The sequence below is a fragment of the Adlercreutzia sp. ZJ141 genome (assembly GCF_011038965.1).
GTDB lineage: Bacteria > Actinomycetota > Coriobacteriia > Coriobacteriales > Eggerthellaceae > ZJ141.
In genome coordinates, this window is record NZ_JAAKEB010000025.1 from 1 (window position 1) to 19,220 (window position 19,220).

Genomic DNA, 19,220 nt, shown 5'->3' on the forward strand with positions numbered 1-19,220 from the left:
CGTTCTACCTGCTCGCGTCGCATTGATCTTCTTTCTTGCGGTGCCATCGTCACTTCCTTCCATCAGGTTGCAACAATTGTGGCACCTATCGGCTAGAAGCTAAATATGCGGGTGTTTTGACGCTCACATCTAATCGGGGTCTTGGGAGAGCTTGACCCTCCCCCAAGACCCCTATGGCAGCCCGTACCCTCGGAAAGTTAGAGGAACATGAAGAACACAGGCAATACCACCGTAGGAGTAAAAGCGCGTCTATACGAGCGCATAGCGATTAGGCTCTCGGTCAACCGGCCATTCAGACAGCTGGGTAACGAACGTTAAACAGGCTCTGTAAGTGCTGTTCACAGTCGGATCGTCAAACAGCTTATACGTGCAGCTGAGAGGCTATGGTCTCTGCTGCCCTCATACCTGAGAAGACATTAGTACCCATGCAGGATCCAGGAATCTCAATCTTATAAGTTTCCCTATACAGCTGCGAACTATCCGTTCCTGCAGCAAAAAGACCTTCGACAACACTGAAATCGTTACGAACAACACGGTAATTACGATCCACAGCAATGCCTCCTATTGAGCCATGTCCAACCATCAGTTGATGCGCCGCAAAGAAGGGCGGAGTATCAAGTTTGATAAGGAAGCTAGGATCTTTCAAATAATCTGCATCAATCCCAGCATCACAGTGTTCGTTATACCGATTGATGGTTGCAACCAACTGCTCATTATCGACACCAATTAAATCAGCAAGATCCGCTATAGAGTCTGCCATAAGAAGCTCGGAGTCACCAGCTTCCGCAGCTGCCTTGGCTGCATCCAGCCAGCCTTTACCAGCAGCCTCGATTGCCTTAGCATCGTAAATCGCAAAAGTATCCTTCTGCTCACGCACAGGGTTAAGAACGGCTAGCGCGGCGGTTTTGGAACACCCCTCATTGGTAAATCGCTCAGCATCCTGGTTTACCCAACAACCATGACCGCGTTCTCCCAGCTTATAGAGACTCTCATCTTTACCATAGCAATAGAGATGTCCAAGGAAGCATCGCTCTGGTGCCACATTTCTTCCGCCCGCAGAAACGGCCATTGTGAGACCATCTCCCACATTGGTCATAATTCCATCGCAAATCCAACGACCCTCATACATAGTCGGGTGGTATCTTTCAACCATTTCAGGATTTGCTCCGTAACCACCACTAGCAAGAATTACTGCCTTACAGTTGAACTGAGTTACTTCATCTTCCTTAGAATTGGTCGCAATCACGCCAACCACTGCGCCTTTTTCATCTAACAGCAATTCTCTACCTCGTGTGTCAGTAAGAAATTGCGTATTAGGCTGGGCTAAAAATGCTTCTTCCATATGCGCAGAATAGGCATTTGCGCAATTATGATCTCCAGGAAACCAATGGAACGTCTCAAATCGTCCGATTCCTTTGTAGTTGTCAACAACGCCTGTGAACTCCACTCCCTTTTCAACAAGCCAATCAATCATAGCGCCAGATCCGCTGAAAAAGTCCCGCATAAACAGTGCATTAAGCCGATAATTAAAGAACTCATCATCGTGATGAACCAACTCAGCAACTTCAGCATCAGCCAAATCGATGCCTGCTGCTTTGCTCAAGCTACTGTTTACGGCGCAGATTCCCTCTGGCCCATAACCCCCGCGCACTTCGCTAGCCTCAATAAGAACTGTGTTGAGACCTTCATCGGCACACTTCACTGCAGCAGCCAGACCCGCAACTCCTGCGCCAACTACAACAACGTCTGCATCTACATCCTTTGTCACCCTTTGAGCAAAAGACGAATTCTGAACCTCGGAAACCGAATTATCTTCATCGGTCCGGGCAGAAGGCGAGCATCCGCCAAGCGCACCCCATACACCCAAACTCGCTGCCCCAACAGCAGCTCCAGTCAAAAAACTCCTTCGAGTGATTTTTCCACTCATTTCAAACCCCTTCCTTACGACATCAGCCGTCTTTAGCTGATGTCAAAATCCTATCAGGGTTACAATGAGCTATAGCATTAAGGGCAGTTTAAGATTCTTTCTATTGTTTAAGATTTCTTCAACCTAGATACTCCACGCTAAGTGAATGTATAGCCCTTCCCCCACACGCTTTTTATATGTTCGGGATTAGAAGGGTCTCGCTCAATTTTTCTTCTGATGTTGCAAATATGAACAAAGACAGTTCTTGCGTCACCGCAATCATCGCTACCCCATATTGCCTCATAAATCTCTTTCGAGGTCATGTACTTGTTTGGATGCGTCATCAAGTATTTGAGAACCCGGAATTCTATTGGTGTTAAAGAGCGTTCATCTCCATCGATAATAATCATCTGTCTTCTTGCATCCAATATGAAATCCGATGATTCATATAATCCAACATCGACTGTTGTTGCATCGATTCTTCTACGTCTCAGATTCGCCCGAATTCTTGCATTAAGAACTGCGTTATCAAATGGCTTCACGAGATAATCATCCCCACCCGCTTCAAGCGCTTTTACAATTGTCATGTCGTCGTCCAGGCAGCTTATAAAGATAACAGGGCAATCACAACGGGTGCGAATCTTTTTGCACACACTTACACCATCATCATCTGGCAGGAGAATATCAAGAAGCACAACATCGTACGTTTCAGTATCCAAACGCATAAGCGCTGCTTCAGCCGTTCGTGTATGAGTAAGCACATACTCTTCATTTGTAGATAAGAAGAATTGAAGAACCTCTGCGATAATATCATCATCCTCAATTAAGAGTATTTCGATTCGTTTCTCACTACTCATAACACCATTCTCCGTTCAGTTCGCTTGTTCTAAAAGAGGAATCTCAATCGTGAAACGCGTTCCTTCACCAACAGCGCTTGTTGCCTTAATTGTCCCTCTGTGAAGATCAATAAGATCAGCAGCAATAGAGAGACCTAGCCCAGATGAGTTCCTAGAATTGGTGTGACTTGCTCGATAGTAACGAGAGAATATGTTCCTTAGCTCATTTGGCTCTATTCCAATTCCATTGTCCTCAATCGACAAACCCGCAATACTACCTCTAGCATATGTTTCCACATGAACAACTTCACCTAATGGAGAATAGTTCAGAGCATTTATGACAACATTAGCTATAGCCTGCTTTAATCGCAACTCATCACCCCAAATAAGAAGCTCTGGAGTAGCACCATGCAATTCAGTTCGGAGAGTCACTTCTCGCTTTCGAGCACTATCAGAGAAAGACTCGACAACCTCGCAAACCAGGCGATTAAGGTCAACAACGTCACACATAATCGAGACCTGCCCATCTTCGAGTTTTGCTGACAAAAGCAAATCCTCGGATAAATCAGCAATGTAATCGACCCTTTCTTTAATAATATGTAATTTGCGTGCGTCAAAGGCTTGATCAGCAGCCACGCTCTCCAGTAAACCCTTCACCACAAATAGAGGACTTCTAAGGTCGTGAAAAATATTCGCCATCATTGCTTGTCTTTTACGATCTTGTTCTCGTATTTTTGCAGTTTGCTCATCAACTTTTTTATCAAGCGTGGAAATTAATTCCTGTCGCGAGATTGCCAACCGTTCTGCTTCCTTAAACTTATTTGAGAAGCGGTAGTTAATAAAGAGCATCGTCGTAATAGAAAACAAAACGAATGAGAGACGCAGACTTCGAATTGTTGTCAAAGCCAAGCTTTCTTGTAGTACGTTACCTGCGTCTACAATACTCAAAATGGCCTGTACTGCTAAAACGACCGCATATCCAACCAGAAGAATATAGGATCCTTGCTTATGCTTAGCCACACCCCATAGAACAGCGATAGCCCCCAGAGAGGTTATTAATATTCGAAAGAACTCCTTCTCAATGCTGTAACCAGCAAAAAAGAAGCGGAAGGCCAGGCAACATAAAGCAATTCCGTACCACGAGAACAAATGGGATAGCGGTCGTGGTATCGAGATATAAAGCAATCTAAAAGACGATACTGTTTGTAAAAATCCTAAAATAAGCAGCAGTGTCGAATTGTAGTCGAGCATTTGCATCACGCTTGCAAGATTCTTCGAAAGAAATTGTAGAAACAGATTCGAACTAACGAACACCAGCGCAACCGTGAATATGTCGTACACCATAAAGCTCAAGAAGTACGTCTCTTTCGGCTTAAACGCAAAAAGGGAAACTGCATAAACTCCGATAGCAATAAGTAATCCCATAATGAATACTTGAACACTCTCAAATAGTGAGATATACCCGTTTACTACACTCGTCAACCCAACATAAAGCCTGCGACTATCCCATCCTGAGTCAATCTCAATGGTAATAGTGTCGAACGCAGACAATGTGCCAAGAGGAATGGAAATCGCACTTGCAAACTGCTTGGTCGCATCCCAACGGTATTCCAGATTCCCATTGTGATACACCGATAAAGAATGTGGCGCAAATGCCAATAGAGAGATATCGGGTAAATCCGACCCTACACTGTATCGATATATATCATTGCCATCTTTGCTTTTGTCGTTGCTTTCAAGAGAGAAGATTTCCTGCGAATCACTTAAGCTTGCAAGCGAATCTCCTCTCAAAGTGAGACCGTTTAAGTTCACGATCAGCAACAACCCAAACGTAACGAAGAAAACACCGAGAAAAACCGATACAGCTTTAGCCTTTGGTTTATCGTAAAGCGGAGGGTAGAATTTAGATGATTTACCAGCGGCAAGAATGATGGCTTTCTTGTTGCTCATTTGATGAACCTTCGATAGTTGATCAGAAGACCTTTGCGTGGTAAAACAATGCCCGATCATTGCGAATCAGCCACACCAGCACATCACAGAAAAATCAATCGGAACCGCCCGCATGACATCAGCTACCACATGCGGACAGGATGGAAGTGCGTTATGCAAAGCCGAACAGGAAAAATAATCGTCCCGCCTGATGCCAACGTATGGCCGCATGAGATGGAAACCGCTCGGGCGCTTGCAAAGTCTGGTCTCATCGTTGAATTCATCAGGCGTAGCGAAGAGCAGCATGTGGCATCTGCGGACGTCCTCATCGACGGCGTAAAATGGGAGATGAAAGCACCCACGTCCTCAAGTATGAAATCCCTGCAGCGAAATCTACACAAAGCCCTCCACCAATCACCATGTGTCATTATCGATTCGAGACGTATGAAGGGTGTACCCGACCGGGCCATAGAACATGAGCTGAGAATGTTATCAGATAAGTTCAAAAACCTCAGACGATTAAAGCTGGTAAACAGACAGAGAAAAGTCCTTGACATAAAGTGATCGCATGGTACCATGCAGGTAAGCAAAGCGCTTGAACGGTATGTAATTTACCTCCCTCAAGCGCTTTCTTTATTTCTATAACCTCTGGTTTTCAGTTTTACGGCTCTCGCTCAACCTGACTAGCCCATTGTTTTGCCGCTTCAAGTTACATAGCGGTATCCGAGAGAATAGCAAACGACTCAAGTATTTGCGAGCAGTAGATGCAAAACAGCTCATTGCAGTTGCCCGTTCTGTCAGCAATAGCTAAAGCGTTCTTGTACCGAACTTTCATCCCCTCCACAAACAAAGCCGGAGGAAAGCCTCTGTGCATAAGGAGAATATTGACCATGCCCCTGGCCGATCTTCCGTTTCCATCCCTAAACGGATGCAACACAGTCAGCTGATGATGAAACCTCACTACGGCTTCAATGTATTCCGAGGCAGTCATAGAAGTTTCCTTTTCGAGCATAGAATCAAGGTTCTTTCTCGCAGCCAGAAACTCGGCTGGAATGTCGCGGTAGTCCATAGTCTCGAACTTAGCCCCCATGACCAGCGTATTAGACTCCCTATATCTTCCTCCGAATTCGGGATGAGGGGACAGGGAGAATAGTTTCTCGTTGAAGATCTTAGCATCATAGACAGAGATTCTTTCTCCCGACGAAACATGATCAAAAATGAAGTCGTATGCCTTTGCAAGCCCGGCAACCTCGATCAGGTCGGAATTTTGCACATCGCAATAACGACTTGAACTACCATTGATACGAAGATCAACTACAATCTCCGAAGCTGTTTCCTGGTCAACCGTAACGCCTTCCATTCGACTGTCGTGGTAAACGTAGTTTGCCTTGAATCGCTGGCGTTTCGAAGGGTTCATCTCAATCTGAATTATATCCTCGACAGAATCGAGTAGCTGCCTATACATAACAGCATCCGTCATGCCAAGCCTTCTACGCTTGGCGTCGGGTCCGAACGATTTCTTCAGCCGCTTTACATCATTGGCGGTTGAATAGCCTTTAAGGGCATGAAAGTCGAAAGCAACCCTATTCACACAAGCAGCGAAGCTAACCCCGAAGAAGTCAGCGATTTGCAAAACACCATCTGGTGTCACACACCCGTTCTTGCCCCTTAAGTCAATCTGCCGAGCCATAGCCGTCCTGGGCATCAGCAGGCAGGCGGCGAATTTTTCGGCATATCGTTCGATTTTGGAGCGAGATCCAATCGGACACACGACACCGGACCGCGCATCCTTCAAATGGTGACAGAGTTCGTGAGCGGCAGTGTATCTTTGCCTTGTTATCGGGCGGTTAAGGTTGATACCCACAACCGGGATATCGTCCTCACCCTCTGCTGGAATGTAGAGACCCTCGTATTTTTCGAAAGGTCGAAACGAAAACACAACCCCACAATCCCTCAAGATTTTAAATGGATTGACGGGGTATTCGGGCTCAGCTCCACCAAAATGATTTTCAAGAAAAGTTTCCGCCAAGAGTTCTGGTGTCATACCAGCATTCGCTAGTTGAGCGTAGTCCGTCTCCAAGGTTCTATACCTTTTCCTTCATGGCCCGCTTGAATTTGATGAGGTTGAGAATCTCCTGCTGATCTGCCTCGTCGAGCTGGTCGAAACCACGTGCAAACATCTGAGATGGCGTAGAGGTCTCGCTACCTTTGAGAAGATGATCTGCAGAAATAAGGAAGAGGTCGCTCAGCTTGCCAAGCTCGTCAGCCTTCACGCCCCTGCGGCCAGACTCGATTTCGGCCACGGCAGAGCGACCGATGCCAAGGTAGCCAGCAACGTACTCCTGAGACAGATGCAAGTCTGTCCTCGCCTTCTTAATCCTGCTGCCCAACTCGGTCATAACTGATCCCTTTCTCATTCACACCGCAAATACACCGACATGAAACTATACTGGAAGGCTATTATATGTCTGATTTTCCGACATTACAAGCATTAGACTCTAACCATGTTTTCCGCCTGTTTTTGCGTGGTGGGCCATTTTGTGAGTCTGCCCATGCCCCCAAGCCTTACAGTTTGGAAAGCAGGACGGGTGTCATTATTCAACGTATAGAGGGACAGGATGCCTTGCCCGTCCGCTGATCTGTTTGGGGTCTTAGGGAAGCTCACACCTCCCCCAAGACCCCTATGGTAGCCCGCACCCTCGGAAAGTAAGAGGAACATGAAGAACACAGGCAATACCACCGTTGGAGTAAAAGCGCGCCTATACGAGCGCCTAGCGATTAGACTCTCGCTTAACCGGCCATTCAGATGGCTGGGCATACGAGCACTCGACAGACTTTGTGATCGTTGTCTTAACTCAGGGCGCTGCATTAGTGACCTGTATAAGGATAGCTGGTATATCCCCGCAGACGAACTTGGATGCCCAGGTTTCTGTGCGATGCTCTCGCACCTCGAATCAATGGATGAGCTTAAGGTTGCCACGGCAGACCAAGATGTCATCTCTTTCTGAGAGGGGGGTGCCATGGAATACAGGAGACGCATATCAGAACCTAAGCCAAGTGCAACTGAACAAAGAGCACTTGAGCGCCTTTTATCAGGACAAGGAAACTCGATAGATGCAGAAGTAATACGACTGCTTGTAGGGCAGTGTGGCAAGTATGGGTGTGTGTATACACGACTATCGAAAACATCCCCTGGGATGAAGGAGTGTCCCGGGTGGTGTAGAGCACTTGAAGTATATGACGCACAGTGCAAAGCACGTGATGCTGCTAAAACCGGAGATACAGAATCAAAGACAGGAAAACTTGCTCGTGATGAACAGACTGCTTTGCGAGCATTTGAAGAGGAGAATCTCAGCACCAAAGATGTGCTTGTCCTTATGCTTTTATCCGAAAAGTGTGCGCGAGGTGGCTGTGCAAACTCAAATGACACCGATATACCCTGCCCTGGCTGGTGTGGTATTGCACACGATGCGTGGGATAGGTGGTGGTCATAATGAGAAGAAGTGCAGAGCTTATCGGCATTGATGGGAGCGCCTATCGGGTAGATGACATACGTGATGCTAAAACACACACCTCTGTCAAAGTCACTCGTATCGCCCAAGAGATACATTGCCCTGAGTGTAGGTGTAAAACACATGCCCACGGCAGCACAACCGCTACGGTCTATCACGCGCCTTACGCTGGAAAGCCTTGTCTTATCGCTCTTAAGAAGAGACGCTTTCGATGCCCAATGTGTGGTAAGACCTTTACAGAAGACCAGCCACTTCTCTGCCGACTTACACCTCACGTAAGCACTCGCCTGGAAGCATTTATTTTGGATGAACTGGGAAAAGGCAAAACCATCGCTGAACTTGAGCGCATAACTGGTGCTTCTAAAAACATCCTTACCAAGCTTGAAGCAAACGCACAAATGCCCAAACACTACTTGCCACACAACCTCTGTATTGATGAGGTTAAAGCATTTCCTAAAAGGATTGCAATCAGAAAAGGTGAGCCTCATATGGCAAGCTGTATCTATGATGCCGATGAAAAGACGCTCGTTGACATGCTTGCAGGAGATGATCCGAAAACCGTCACAGCGTATCTGGAAAGCTTCACAAAAGGCGAGCGTGATGCGGTGGCAACTATATCGTGTGACCTGAACGGCTCCTACATCAGCCTTGCAGAAAAGTATTTTCCTGGTGCAGTTATCTATGCTGATAAGACAGTATGTCCCGAGCGACAGGATCTGGGAGATCACCGCCCCGGAAAAAAGGGCCCGCCAGCCCAGACGGGATGCGACAATGAGATCCCAGTATCTGAATGCGGCGCGCAAGAACGCGCCGCCGTGGAGAAGGAGGACCCCCTCATGACGAAGTACGCCGTAGAGTCCGAGTACTGCTCCGTGTTCGGCATGGACGTCCACGCCAGGACGACCACCGTCAAGGGTCTCGACCGCTCCACGGGAGAGACCGCGACGAAGAGGTTCAACGACGCGCCGTCTCCCGCCGTGATAGCGTCTTGGATGAAGCAGAGCTTTGCCGGCCCCTGGTATGCGGCCTACGAGAGCGGCTGCACCGGGTTCCACCTCTGTCGCGAACTTCGTCGTGAGGGGATAGGCTGCGACGTGGTGGCCGTAAGCAGCATTGCGCGCTCCATCGACGACAAGCAGCGTAAAAACGACAGCAGGGACGCCGCACGCTTGCTCTCCGAGCTCGTGAGCATGGAGAAGACCTACACCGCGGTGTGGACGCCCGACCCCGAAACCGAGGCGATGCGCGATTTGTGCCGTGCGCGGGTGGCGGCGGTTGATGCTGTTAAGGTTGCCAAACTCCAGACCTCGGCTATCCTGCTGCGCCACGGCTACGTCTGGAACGAGAAGACACCTGATGGCACCCTCAAGAACTCGTGGACGAAGAACTTTGTTGCATGGATAAAGTCCGCCGACCTCGGCAACGCTTGCGCCGACGAGGCGCTCACGTTCAGCCTGCGCGCCGTCGAGGAAGGCACAGAGCGCGTGAAGGACCTCGAGGCCAGGCTCGATGCCCTCTGCGATCTGCCGCGATGGAAGCCCTACGTGGACGCGATATCGCTGCTTCGGGGCGTCGGCAAGCTGACCGCCCTCACCCTCGCGTGCGAGATAGGGAGCTTCCACCGCTTCAGGAGCGGGCGGGATGTGTCCAAGTGGCTCGGCACCGTGCCGTCCCATAGCGAGAGCGGGGGCAAGGGGCACCACGGAGGCATCACCAAAGCCGGCAACGCCGTCTGCCGCACCCTGCTCGTCGAGGGGATAACCGGCAGCGGGAGGTACAAGTACAAAGACAGCAAGGTCCTCAGGGCAGGCCAAGTCGTGTCTCCCGAGGTCAAGGCCACATGTCGCAAAGCCGACCGCAGGCTCGCCAAGCGCCGACAGCACCTCTCCGAGCAGAAGAAGCACCCCAACAAGGTGAAGATCGCCATTGCCAACGAGCTCATACGCTGGGTGTGGGCGATCGGGTGCATGGTCGAGGACGAGCAGGCACCACACGTCGCTTCGCGCCCTGCCTAGCTGCGGCGCACCTACCACATAGCATCCGCCCCGGCGCCGGCCGTCCGGCAGGATGAGGGAACCCGCGATTGGAATTTGCGCACCGCGTACGCGGCACGCGCGGGATAAGTGAAGACGATGATTCCCCATCGGCGGAAGGCCCTTACCGAACGACTGGAGTGCGGGCCGCGTGCGAGATCGCGGTACCCGCGGATTTGAGTGTGCGCCGCAGGCGTCTTCTAAACACGGACATCCGCTGCGCAGCCGGAGCGGGGCGATGCACATAGCTACTCCCAGCCCGGACTGGGAAAATCCGGGCCGGGAGGACTTTGCCTCTTGACAAGGCTCGGGACATATGAATTCCATGTAGCAAAGCTTGTAACAGAAGCTGTTGATGATGTGCGACGTCGGCTCACTCGTACCATCGAAGATGACATAGACCACAAAGAACAAAGACGTATCCTGCGCAAAGCCGCCAAGCTCATGCTCACCAGAAAAGACATGCTCAAACGGCAAAAAGAACGCGAATGCGTAAGATGTTCCCTTGAGTCTATCGGGGCAGATGATCTGAAACGAGCCTATCTTGCCCTCCAGCTTTTCTTCGAATGGTCTGATACAACCTTTGAAAGCCGGGACGATATGGAAACCGTTTTGAAGCGATGGATATCTATCGCTCGGCGCACTGATGTACCTGAGATGCGCACCGTGTCTAACACCATAAGCAGACGCAAAACCTATATTCTCAACGCCTGGGAATACGGGCGTACAAACGCGATAGCAGAAAGCTTGAACCGACAGATCAAAGACATCATTCGCACGTGTCGTGGCTTTATGAGCTTTGCAGCTTTGAGACGCCGTTGTTTGTTGGTGCTTGGACACAAACGAGAACCCAACAAGCCCATCCCGCTGTTTACAAGAAGCGACAAGAGAAAGGAGGGTGCTAGCTAGCGAAGAGGTCACATGCGATGGGTTTAAGGTCTCCTCCATACAGGTCGTAACATATTCGATTTTTTGGCTTTTGGTCATCTATTTTAAAGCTACTCTATGGAGGGCTTGGGTTAGTGTGCCCTGTTTTTGCCCCCAAGTGACAACTCGGGGTTAGATTCTCTTTGTTATACCTGATCAGTCATTGGATTTGGCTGTTTTTCCCACACGAATTAAGACTTACCCACCAAGAAGACATGTCTGCGAGAATTCGGTTTGTCCAGAATACCTAAGCCAGCCGAAAACGTAATCCCTCCCACGGAAAGAGTGCTTTTCAAGTATGCCTGTCATGAAATCAGTCACTTTTACCTTCACGATTCACGCAGCCGAATGACACATCTCACGTTTTGAAGCTTTAAACGTGGAAGACAAGGCCGGTTCCTTCCAAGCAGTACCAAAGCAAAAGCTCATCAAGGAAGTCTTTGGCGACAACACCCTGTGAGTCTACGGAAGTCGCCGTCTTACCCAATCTCATCACTCCACGGAGATCGCTTGGGCTTCTTTGAGCGTTTTCTTTACGAAGCCTGTTAACGTTGTACCAGGGCCGCATTCGATGAAGGTGGTGCATCCGTCAGCCCACAGGTTTTGAAGCGTGTCGACCCAGAGTACGGGGGACTTCACCTGCTGAACCATTTTCTCTCGCAAGCTTTCCGCAGTGGTGATGGGACACGCGTCAACGTTTAGGTAAACCGGCACAGTGGGATCGTTTAGCGACACTTCATTCAGTGCGTCTGCCAGTGCGTCAGCCGCAGGCTCAAGCAATTTGCAGTGAGCAGGAACGCTCACCGGAATCTTCACCACGCGAATCTTTCGTTCCTTGCATGCGGCGATAAGCAAGTCAACGGCGTCAGCTTCCCCACTCACGACAATCTGGCTAGGAGAGTTGTAGTTGGCACACTCAACATAGCCCTCCACACTTGCACATAAGGCACGCAAGTCCTCAGGATTCGCCTTCATCACCGCAGCCATAGCACCTTGCCCAACAGGCACGGCAGACTGCATAGCATCTGCACGAAGTTGAATCAGCGGAAACGCATCTTCGAGTGCTAAGCAGCCCGCAGAAACAAGGGCAGCGTACTCACCTAAGGAAAGCCCCGCAAAGCAGTCGGCAACCATCCCTTGAGCTTTAGCTACCTCATATGCAGCAAGGTCAGCCGCCAACACACAGGGTTGCGTGTTGTGTGTGAGGTTTACTTCTTCTTGACTGCCACTAAAGCACAGCGCTGCGATATCGCGCCCTAACGCATCACTTGCAACATCGAACACTCGCCGCGCAGCGGGAAGCGCCTCGTAGGCCTCTTTCATCATGCCGGGGTGCTGAGCGCCTTGTCCACTGAACAAAACTGCCGTCTTTCCCATAACTGCTCCCATCTGATTCATTTTCTTATAGGGGAATGTTGCCGTGTTTTTTCCAAGGCAGCTCCACCAGCTTGTCACGTAGTGCCTCAAACGCCTGTGCAATACGACTTCTGGTTTCTTCTGGAAGAATTACCTCGTCAACCAAGCCATTTGCAGCTGCGAAGTATGGATTTAAGTGTTTCTTCGTATACTCGTCTGCCAGCTCATCGCGCTTTGCGTCAGGGTTATCCGCCGCAGCAATCTCACGCTTGTGCATGATTTCCACCGCACCTTCTGCCCCCATAACCGCAATCTCTGCGATAGGCCAAGCAAACACAAGATCGGCACCCATCTTCTTACTGTTCATAGCAATGTAGGCACCACCATACGCCTTACGCATGATGAGGGTAACCTTAGGTACCGTTGCCTCAGCGTAAGCGTAGAGAAGCTTTGCGCCGTGACGAATGATTCCCGCATGCTCTTGCTTGACGCCAGGGAAATACCCCGATACATCAACCAAGGAAAAGATAGGGATGTTGAAGCAATCGCAAAACCTAATGAAGCGGGATGCCTTGTCCGACGCATCAACGTCAAGTGTTCCTGCAAGGTTAGAAGGCTGGTTGGCAACAATCCCTAATACATGTCCGTCAAGCCTACAAAGACCAACGACGACATTTCGGGCAAAACGCTCTTGAATCTCTAGAAAGCTCCCTTTGTCAACGAATGTTTCGATAACTCGATGCACGTCGTAGGCTCGTTTCGGATTATCAGGAACAACTTCTTCTAGGCGGTGAGATTCATCAACCGCCTCCCCTCTTACAACCGGCGGGTTCTGCCGATTGTTTTGCGGCAGGTAAGACAACAGTTTGCGAACGCCCATAAGACAGGCCTCGTCGGTGTCGTAGACGAAGTGGTTCACGCCAGATACCTTCGCATGAACATCAGCTCCACCCAATTCCTCGGGCGTGATTTCCTCACGCGTTACCGTGCGGATGACAGCAGGGCCTGTAATAAACATCTTAGATGTTTCGCGCGTCATGAACACAAAATCACAGATGGCAGGTGAATAACACGCACCGCCTGCACAAGGCCCGAGCACAACTGCAATCTGCGGGACAACGCCCGACATGCGAGTATTCCGCAAAAACATGCCGCTGTAGCCCGAAAGAGCACACACGCCTTCATCGATGCGTGCGCCACCACTGTCGTTGATAGAGACAAACGGTGCTTTCGCATTCATAGCCGCATCCATAACCTGGCAAATATTCTTTGAATGGATCTCGCCTAAACTGCCACCACTTACCGTGAAGTCCTCAGACGAGGCATACACCAACCTGCCGCCGACAGTGCCGTAGCCCACAACAACACCGTCACCAGGAACGCTGACTTTGCGATCCCCATAAACGTTTGGCCTAGCCTCGCGAAACCCGCAAATCTCAACGAAAGACCCCGCATCGAAAAGAATTCGCAGGCGCTCACGCGCGGTGAGTTTACCGCTGTCATGCTGCTTCTTAATGCGAGCGTAGCCACCCCCCTCGGCCGCTCTCTTACGACGGCCTAGCAACTCTTCCCTGTGCTCAACATCCCACATCGGCACACCTTCCGTACTCAAAAAGGGTACGCTCCCCAATCTCTATGAGATTAGGGAGCGTACCCTTGCCTTCAAACAACATAGCAACCTGATAGTTGCCATATAGCTTAGTCATCGCTTGAATGTGCTCTTTGTTTTGAAGAATCGGTTTTCCACCAACTCGCTCAAAACGTGTACCAGCCATGAATTGGTACACATCGCCATCTGAAACCTCTCCGACAAACTTCACCGCGCTTTCCTTCAGCGTCCAGATTTCAAGCGGAGTGAAGCTTTGTCGCTCTTCAACTGAAGAAACCTTAGAAAGCACCTTCGCAGGAACAACTCTGCTTAGCTCAATGTCACACCCGCAGGGCGAATCACTGAGCACCACCATCACACAGCCTTTGGTGTGGCTGACGGAAAAGTGAACTTCTGGACAACCCACAAACACCGGCTTGCCACAGGGCAGTTTTTTAACCTTAGGTGCACGGAAGCCAAATTGCGAGAAGAACGCATAGTCCAACAATGCCCATACGAGCCTCTGGTTCGCAGTCTCCGTCAGATAGGCGTAGCGCATGCTTTCTGCAGATCAGAAATACACTCAACCCGGGAAGCCGTCATACCCTCCCGGGTTGAGTACAGAGTATTCGCAAACAGACAGCCTTACTCCATGAAGTCGATGATGTCCTGGACGGTCTTGAATCCCTTGATGTCCTCGGAGGTCACCTTCTTGCCGCACTCGTCATCGATCATAACGATGATCGACAACTTGTTCATGGAGTTCCATTCCTCCATGTCTGCCAGCACGGCATCTGCGGAAATCTCATCGACATCAAGTGTCTCTGCAATCAGTTCAAGTTTCTCTTCCATTTTTCTTTCCTTTCTCGTTTTTCGCTATCGCAACCACAGTGATTACGATAATCTGCCGCCTGTTATATCGAATTCGACGCCCGTGATAAACCGCGAAGCGTCACTCAGCAAGAAGGCAACCGCATTGGCGATATCCTCCACCTCCAACGGAACTCCGATAAACTGAACCATTTCGAATTCCTTTTCGATATTTCCGCGTCCAACAGTCTCTATAGTCCTATCGTACATATCGGTTCTCACCCAGCCTGGCAGCACGTTATTGACCCGAACCCCATCTGCATACAGCTCATGCGCCATTGCCCGCATTGCACCATCGATTGCCGCCTTTGTGGAGCTATACCCGACTTTTCCCTTATCACCTTGGCGTGATGCAACAGAAGAAATACCGACGAAAGACAAGTTTTCGCTTCTGTACTTCCTCGATGTTACACACCGTGCAAACTCAACGTAGGAAAAGTAATTCACAGTAGCAAGTTCCTCTAGTTTTTTCGGTTTGAGCAGTCTCAAAGGTGTAATAGCACCCAAACCTGCACTATAAACCGCTCCATCTATGCGACCCTGATCGGAGCAGATGGATTTTATGGCCGCTTCGATGCCCTGTGGATTCGACAGATCAACTTGATAACAACGATGCCCAGCTCCATCCATAGACAACACAACATCGTCCATCTTTTCCTGGTTTCTAGCGACCAAACTTACTTTTGCACCAAGCTTAGAAATGTGGCGGCAAATGCCCGCTCCTATACCCGAAGAAGCCCCCGTAACAATAATGTGCTTTCCAGTCAGTTCCATTGGGTTAATCATGACTTACCGCCCCACCTTCGAAGACTTCGTCCGTTTCGATGATTCCCTTGAGCGCTTGAGGGTCGATGAGAGCATCAACACACCCCCAAGAAAGACCGATTCCGAAGCCGCACATCATCACACGCAGGGGGTCAGTGCCTTTTGGCTTAAGATCACAGAGCGTCAGCGGAATGGATGTGACCGAGGTATTCCCGTAGCGATCCATGGATATCGGCATTATATCGATGGGTACTTTTGCTTTTTTCGCGACTTGGAACAATATGAACCTGTTCGCCTGGTGCATGACGAAGCAGTCGTAGTCCTCCGGCCCTGCCTCGAGCTCTTTCATGAAGCGCTTCATCTGACGCGGCACTTCGGAAATGGTGAAGGAGAACACGTCCGTGCCGTTCATGTAGAGTTCGTAGTCGGAACGAACGTTCCCATCAATAGGCCACTCGACCCTGTCCGGGGAAGCACCACAGTTCCTAAACGCCCCAGAAGGAGTGATGATCGCCTTGAATCCGTCCCCGTCGGTGGAGAAGCACGCCGATATCGGCGCGGCACTCCCGTCCTTGGTGAGAAGGGTAGCTGCACCGGAATCGCCGAACAACATGCAGGCCGACTTGTCTTCGGGGGAAATACCTTTGTTCGAAGTATCCCCGACAAGCAAGAGGCAGTAGTCGGAATTGCTGCCGACCAGAAGCTGGGCGGCGACGTTTAGCCCGTAGACGTAGCCGGAACAGCCAAGGTTTATGTCAAACGCAATGCAGTCCTTAGATAAATCTAGGCGCTTATGGAGAACACACGCCGTGGCAGGAATCCGGTAATCGGGGGTCTGGGTGACAAACACCAGACAACCAATCTTTTCTCTCTCGACCCCCATATCAGTTAGAAGCTTCTCCGCAGCGGCGAACGCTAGGTCGGAAGAGGTCTGCCCCTCGTCAGCGACATGAACCTCCTGCACCCCGACCATACTCTTGAAGTCCTCGACCGCCTTCTCACCGAACTGCTCTTTCCATTCATCAGTTCTTCTCACGGCTTTCGGAACCGCGCACTGAATGCCCGCAATTCTCACGCCTTCTACCTTTGTCGTCAGCATTTAGCCTCCTATCCTCAGCAGAGCAGAGCCCCAGGAGAGCCCCACTCCAAATCCGCAGAGAACGACACGCGCGCCCTCAGAAATGCTCCCTTTGTCCATCGCTCGCTTAAGGGCAATGGGGACGGAGGACGAAACCGTGTTGCCTATGTCGCCCATGCTCACTTCTAACCGATCAGCGGGTATCCTCATCTTCTTTCGCAGGTAGCCGAGCATGAACTCGTTCGCCTGGTGGAAGACGAAACGGTCAACCTGGTCTTTATTCATCTTGTTTCGCTCCAGGAGCTTCTCGACGCTCTTCGGAACCACGTCAATGGAAAACGACATGATGTCGGTGCCGTCCATAAAGACATTTTCTTTACTGCGCGCGTAGCCGTTCTCGTCAACCTCGACCATACCCGTGAGTTCACTTTTGGGATTACGGAACATCCCTGCGGGGACGATCAGGCGGTCGTAGTCGGCTCCGCGGGAGCCCAGGTCGAAGTCAATGATTTCGGCGAAGCCGTCAGAAGCCACCCACGTGGCCGCCGCAGCGTCTCCAAAGAGGGTGCGCGTCGACTTGTCCATAGGATGAATAATCTTCGAGTATGTGTCCGCGGTGAGCAGCAGCACGTTTCGCGCTATGCCCGCGCATATTAGACCCTTTGCCAGGGAGAGACCGTAGACGTATCCCGAACAACCCAAGTTGACGTCAAGGGCGCCGCACGCCTCGGGAAGGCCGAGTTTGCCGTGCAGCACGCAGGCCGACGCGGGTAAAACGTAGTCGGGCGTCTCCGTCACGAGGAGCAGGAAGTCGACCTGTTCGGGCTTTAGGTCGCTACACTCAAAGAGCTTTCTTGCAGCCGCCTCGGCTAAGTCGAGTGACGTCTCCCCCTCTGCGGCGATCCTGCGCTCCCGTATGCCGGTCTTCCCCTCTATCTTCTCCGCGGTCCACTCGGGATACAGCTTGGCCAAATCGTCGTTCACAAGCACGTCTTGAGGCAGGTGATATTCAACGGCTTTGATGTAGGACTTGAGCATCTCCCTATCCTTCCAGCTCGCGCATCCGCCTTGCGGGGTTTCCGAGGACAGTCGTGCCCTTGCGGACGTTGCTGAATACGATGCTTCCCGCTGCGACGGTAGCGTCGTCGCCCACCTTGCGGCCCGGAACCAAGAAGGCATGACCCCCGATGTTGACCCTGCGGCCGATATGGCAGTTGCCGCTTATCCCCGTGCTGGGCATGACGCTCGCAAAGTCTCCGATCGTCGAATCATGACCGACCGTCACGCCCGAATTGAGCAGGACGCCCCGACCTATTTCGCAATTGACGGACATGCTCACGCCCGGATAGAAGACGCAGCCAGGCCCTATGGCTGTTGAGCTAGGGATCTCCACATCAGGAGCCACGATCGACTCGAACACGACGCCCCGACTTGCGAGGCTCGCCTGCAGCTTCGCCCTGGTCGCGGCATGCCCGACCGTGCAGGTGCAGAGAACCTCGTCTCTGTGGTTTATCAGCCACTTGCTGCTCCCGAGCACAGAGTATCCGTTGAGCTTCGTATCGGGATCGAATACTGCATCATCGACGAACCCCAGGAGTTCGTACGTCAGAGAGACCGCGTTGATCCTCTCTACAAGCTGAGCAACCTCTCGGCCCATCCCACCAGCACCGAGTAGAACCAATTTCTTTAGTTTTGCCATTATTCGTCAGTCTTTCTGAGCGAATCGTGGGTATTTTGTATGCCAAAACAGGCCATACAATACCCGAGAACCCCTTCTATGATCTTCTTCGAAAACCCCACCTATAGTTTGAAGCTCTTTTCAATGTCCGATAACCATCCAGGCCTCGTATTTCGAGCATCGAATATGATTTCAGTAGCTTTTCCAAAGTAGCGCCAATCTGAACAGGAGAGTATTGAGTTAAAGCTCCTCCATTAATAGCCGTTATCATCTCGCTGCGACGCATACCATAAGCGTACCAAGGGTTATCCGATGAAACAGAAACAACCGGAACAACCTGCCTATCAAAAATGCGATTAAACTGCAAGGACTGTTCATCACTTAGTTTGGGCATTCCCAGCTCTTCAAGCAATTCACGAAGCTCGTCAACGTTTGTTTTACTCTCTCCATTACAAACATTGGAGTTGAACTTACCCGTAACGCAATCGATAATTAGCTTCTGCTCAATATCTGCAATCGTTTTTTGAGTCATGACCACCGGCATAGCCGGTGGCTTGATTGGGCGACCCTGTAAGGGTCGCGAATGCCGGCGGCGGCAAGCCGCGATGGCCCAGCGCACTCTTGCCGGCCGCCCCTAAAGGGGCTGCGTTCGCACCTTACCGGTCGAACCCGCCGCCGTCCTCCTGATCTTTTATGTACTTCTTTATCGTGGCCTCGTTCAGCCCGACGGTGCTCACGTAGT

19 protein-coding genes and 1 pseudogene are annotated in these 19,220 nt (G+C 50.7%); 6 read left to right on the forward strand and 14 right to left on the reverse strand.

The window, feature by feature from the left end; translation table 11 throughout:
• Positions 1 to 361: 361 nt before the first annotated feature.
• The 3 genes from G7Y44_RS09605 to G7Y44_RS09615 form a co-directional block, all read right to left on the reverse strand.
• Positions 362 to 1,927, reverse strand: coding sequence for an FAD-dependent oxidoreductase (locus tag G7Y44_RS09605; protein ID WP_165249489.1), 1,566 nt, complete (start codon positions 1,925 to 1,927; stop codon positions 362 to 364).
• Between the two features lie 137 nt (positions 1,928 to 2,064).
• Positions 2,065 to 2,763, reverse strand: a complete 699-nt coding sequence (locus G7Y44_RS09610; protein ID WP_165249456.1) for a response regulator transcription factor — start codon at positions 2,761 to 2,763, stop codon at positions 2,065 to 2,067.
• A 15-nt stretch (positions 2,764 to 2,778) separates the two neighbouring features.
• Positions 2,779 to 4,692 carry a sensor histidine kinase gene (locus G7Y44_RS09615; RefSeq protein ID WP_165249458.1) on the reverse strand — a complete coding sequence of 638 codons (1,914 nt, stop codon included), beginning with the start codon at positions 4,690 to 4,692 and terminating at the stop codon, positions 2,779 to 2,781.
• 153 nt (positions 4,693 to 4,845) lie between these two features.
• On the opposite strand from G7Y44_RS09615, the gene G7Y44_RS09620 reads away from it, so the two are divergent.
• Positions 4,846 to 5,235 carry a hypothetical protein gene (locus G7Y44_RS09620; RefSeq protein WP_165046226.1) on the forward strand — a complete coding sequence of 130 codons (390 nt, stop codon included), beginning with the start codon at positions 4,846 to 4,848 and terminating at the stop codon, positions 5,233 to 5,235.
• 145 nt (positions 5,236 to 5,380) lie between these two features.
• Here G7Y44_RS09620 and G7Y44_RS09625 read toward each other — a convergent pair whose 3' ends face one another.
• Together G7Y44_RS09625 and G7Y44_RS09630 are read right to left on the reverse strand one after the other, a co-directional pair.
• Positions 5,381 to 6,751, reverse strand: coding sequence for an ImmA/IrrE family metallo-endopeptidase (locus G7Y44_RS09625; protein ID WP_165249460.1), 1,371 nt, complete (start codon positions 6,749 to 6,751; stop codon positions 5,381 to 5,383).
• 4 nt (positions 6,752 to 6,755) lie between these two features.
• Entirely contained in the window at positions 6,756 to 7,070 is a 315-nt protein-coding gene (locus G7Y44_RS09630) for a helix-turn-helix domain-containing protein (protein ID WP_206214464.1), read from the reverse strand.
• A gap of 65 nt (positions 7,071 to 7,135) precedes the next feature.
• Here G7Y44_RS09630 and G7Y44_RS09635 point away from each other — a divergent pair, with 65 nt between their 5' ends.
• The 5 genes and pseudogenes from G7Y44_RS09635 (at position 7,136) to G7Y44_RS09650 (ending at position 11,125) form a co-directional block, all read left to right on the forward strand.
• Positions 7,136 to 7,309 (forward strand): hypothetical protein, encoded by a 174-nt coding sequence (locus G7Y44_RS09635; RefSeq protein WP_165249464.1) that lies wholly within the window; start codon positions 7,136 to 7,138, stop codon positions 7,307 to 7,309.
• Between the two features lie 382 nt (positions 7,310 to 7,691).
• Positions 7,692 to 8,165, forward strand: a complete 474-nt coding sequence (locus G7Y44_RS09640) for a hypothetical protein (protein WP_165249466.1) — start codon at positions 7,692 to 7,694, stop codon at positions 8,163 to 8,165.
• Positions 8,165 to 8,395 (forward strand): annotated as a pseudogene (locus G7Y44_RS10610) (transposase family protein); the annotation flags it as partial. The gene G7Y44_RS09640 and the pseudogene G7Y44_RS10610, both read left to right, overlap by 1 nt.
• Positions 8,396 to 8,485: 90 nt before the next feature.
• Complete coding sequence (locus G7Y44_RS09645) at positions 8,486 to 10,198, forward strand: IS110 family transposase (RefSeq protein ID WP_241159246.1); 1,713 nt, start codon at positions 8,486 to 8,488, stop codon at positions 10,196 to 10,198.
• A gap of 315 nt (positions 10,199 to 10,513) precedes the next feature.
• On the forward strand, positions 10,514 to 11,125 hold the full coding sequence (locus G7Y44_RS09650; protein WP_165249470.1) for a transposase: 612 nt from the start codon (positions 10,514 to 10,516) through the stop codon (positions 11,123 to 11,125).
• A gap of 510 nt (positions 11,126 to 11,635) precedes the next feature.
• Here G7Y44_RS09650 and fabD read toward each other — a convergent pair.
• The 9 genes from fabD to G7Y44_RS09695 all read right to left on the reverse strand — a co-directional run bounded on the left by fabD (position 11,636) and on the right by G7Y44_RS09695 (position 19,010).
• Positions 11,636 to 12,520 (reverse strand): ACP S-malonyltransferase, encoded by an 885-nt coding sequence (fabD, locus tag G7Y44_RS09655; protein WP_165249471.1) that lies wholly within the window; start codon positions 12,518 to 12,520, stop codon positions 11,636 to 11,638.
• A 25-nt stretch (positions 12,521 to 12,545) separates the two neighbouring features.
• Positions 12,546 to 14,090 carry an acyl-CoA carboxylase subunit beta gene (locus G7Y44_RS09660; RefSeq protein WP_165249473.1) on the reverse strand — a complete coding sequence of 515 codons (1,545 nt, stop codon included), beginning with the start codon at positions 14,088 to 14,090 and terminating at the stop codon, positions 12,546 to 12,548.
• Positions 14,077 to 14,646 (reverse strand): 4'-phosphopantetheinyl transferase family protein, encoded by a 570-nt coding sequence (locus G7Y44_RS09665; protein WP_165249475.1) that lies wholly within the window; start codon positions 14,644 to 14,646, stop codon positions 14,077 to 14,079. The genes G7Y44_RS09660 and G7Y44_RS09665 overlap by 14 nt, the downstream gene beginning before the upstream one ends.
• Positions 14,647 to 14,732: 86 nt before the next feature.
• A complete protein-coding gene (locus G7Y44_RS09670; protein ID WP_165249477.1) occupies positions 14,733 to 14,939 on the reverse strand; it encodes an acyl carrier protein in 207 nt (68 codons plus the stop codon).
• A 42-nt stretch (positions 14,940 to 14,981) separates the two neighbouring features.
• On the reverse strand, positions 14,982 to 15,743 hold the full coding sequence (locus G7Y44_RS09675; RefSeq protein WP_165249479.1) for an SDR family NAD(P)-dependent oxidoreductase: 762 nt from the start codon (positions 15,741 to 15,743) through the stop codon (positions 14,982 to 14,984).
• Positions 15,736 to 16,821, reverse strand: a complete 1,086-nt coding sequence (locus G7Y44_RS09680) for a 3-oxoacyl-ACP synthase III family protein (RefSeq protein ID WP_165249481.1) — start codon at positions 16,819 to 16,821, stop codon at positions 15,736 to 15,738. Before G7Y44_RS09680 ends, G7Y44_RS09675 begins: the two co-directional genes overlap by 8 nt.
• A complete protein-coding gene (locus G7Y44_RS09685) occupies positions 16,822 to 17,838 on the reverse strand; it encodes a ketoacyl-ACP synthase III (protein WP_165249483.1) in 1,017 nt (338 codons plus the stop codon).
• A 4-nt stretch (positions 17,839 to 17,842) separates the two neighbouring features.
• The gene (locus G7Y44_RS09690; protein ID WP_165249485.1) at positions 17,843 to 18,499 is read right to left on the reverse strand and encodes an acetyltransferase; all 657 of its coding nucleotides are present in this window, start codon (positions 18,497 to 18,499) and stop codon (positions 17,843 to 17,845) included.
• A 76-nt stretch (positions 18,500 to 18,575) separates the two neighbouring features.
• Positions 18,576 to 19,010 carry a hypothetical protein gene (locus G7Y44_RS09695; protein ID WP_165249487.1) on the reverse strand — a complete coding sequence of 145 codons (435 nt, stop codon included), beginning with the start codon at positions 19,008 to 19,010 and terminating at the stop codon, positions 18,576 to 18,578.
• Positions 19,011 to 19,220: the final 210 nt, after the last annotated feature.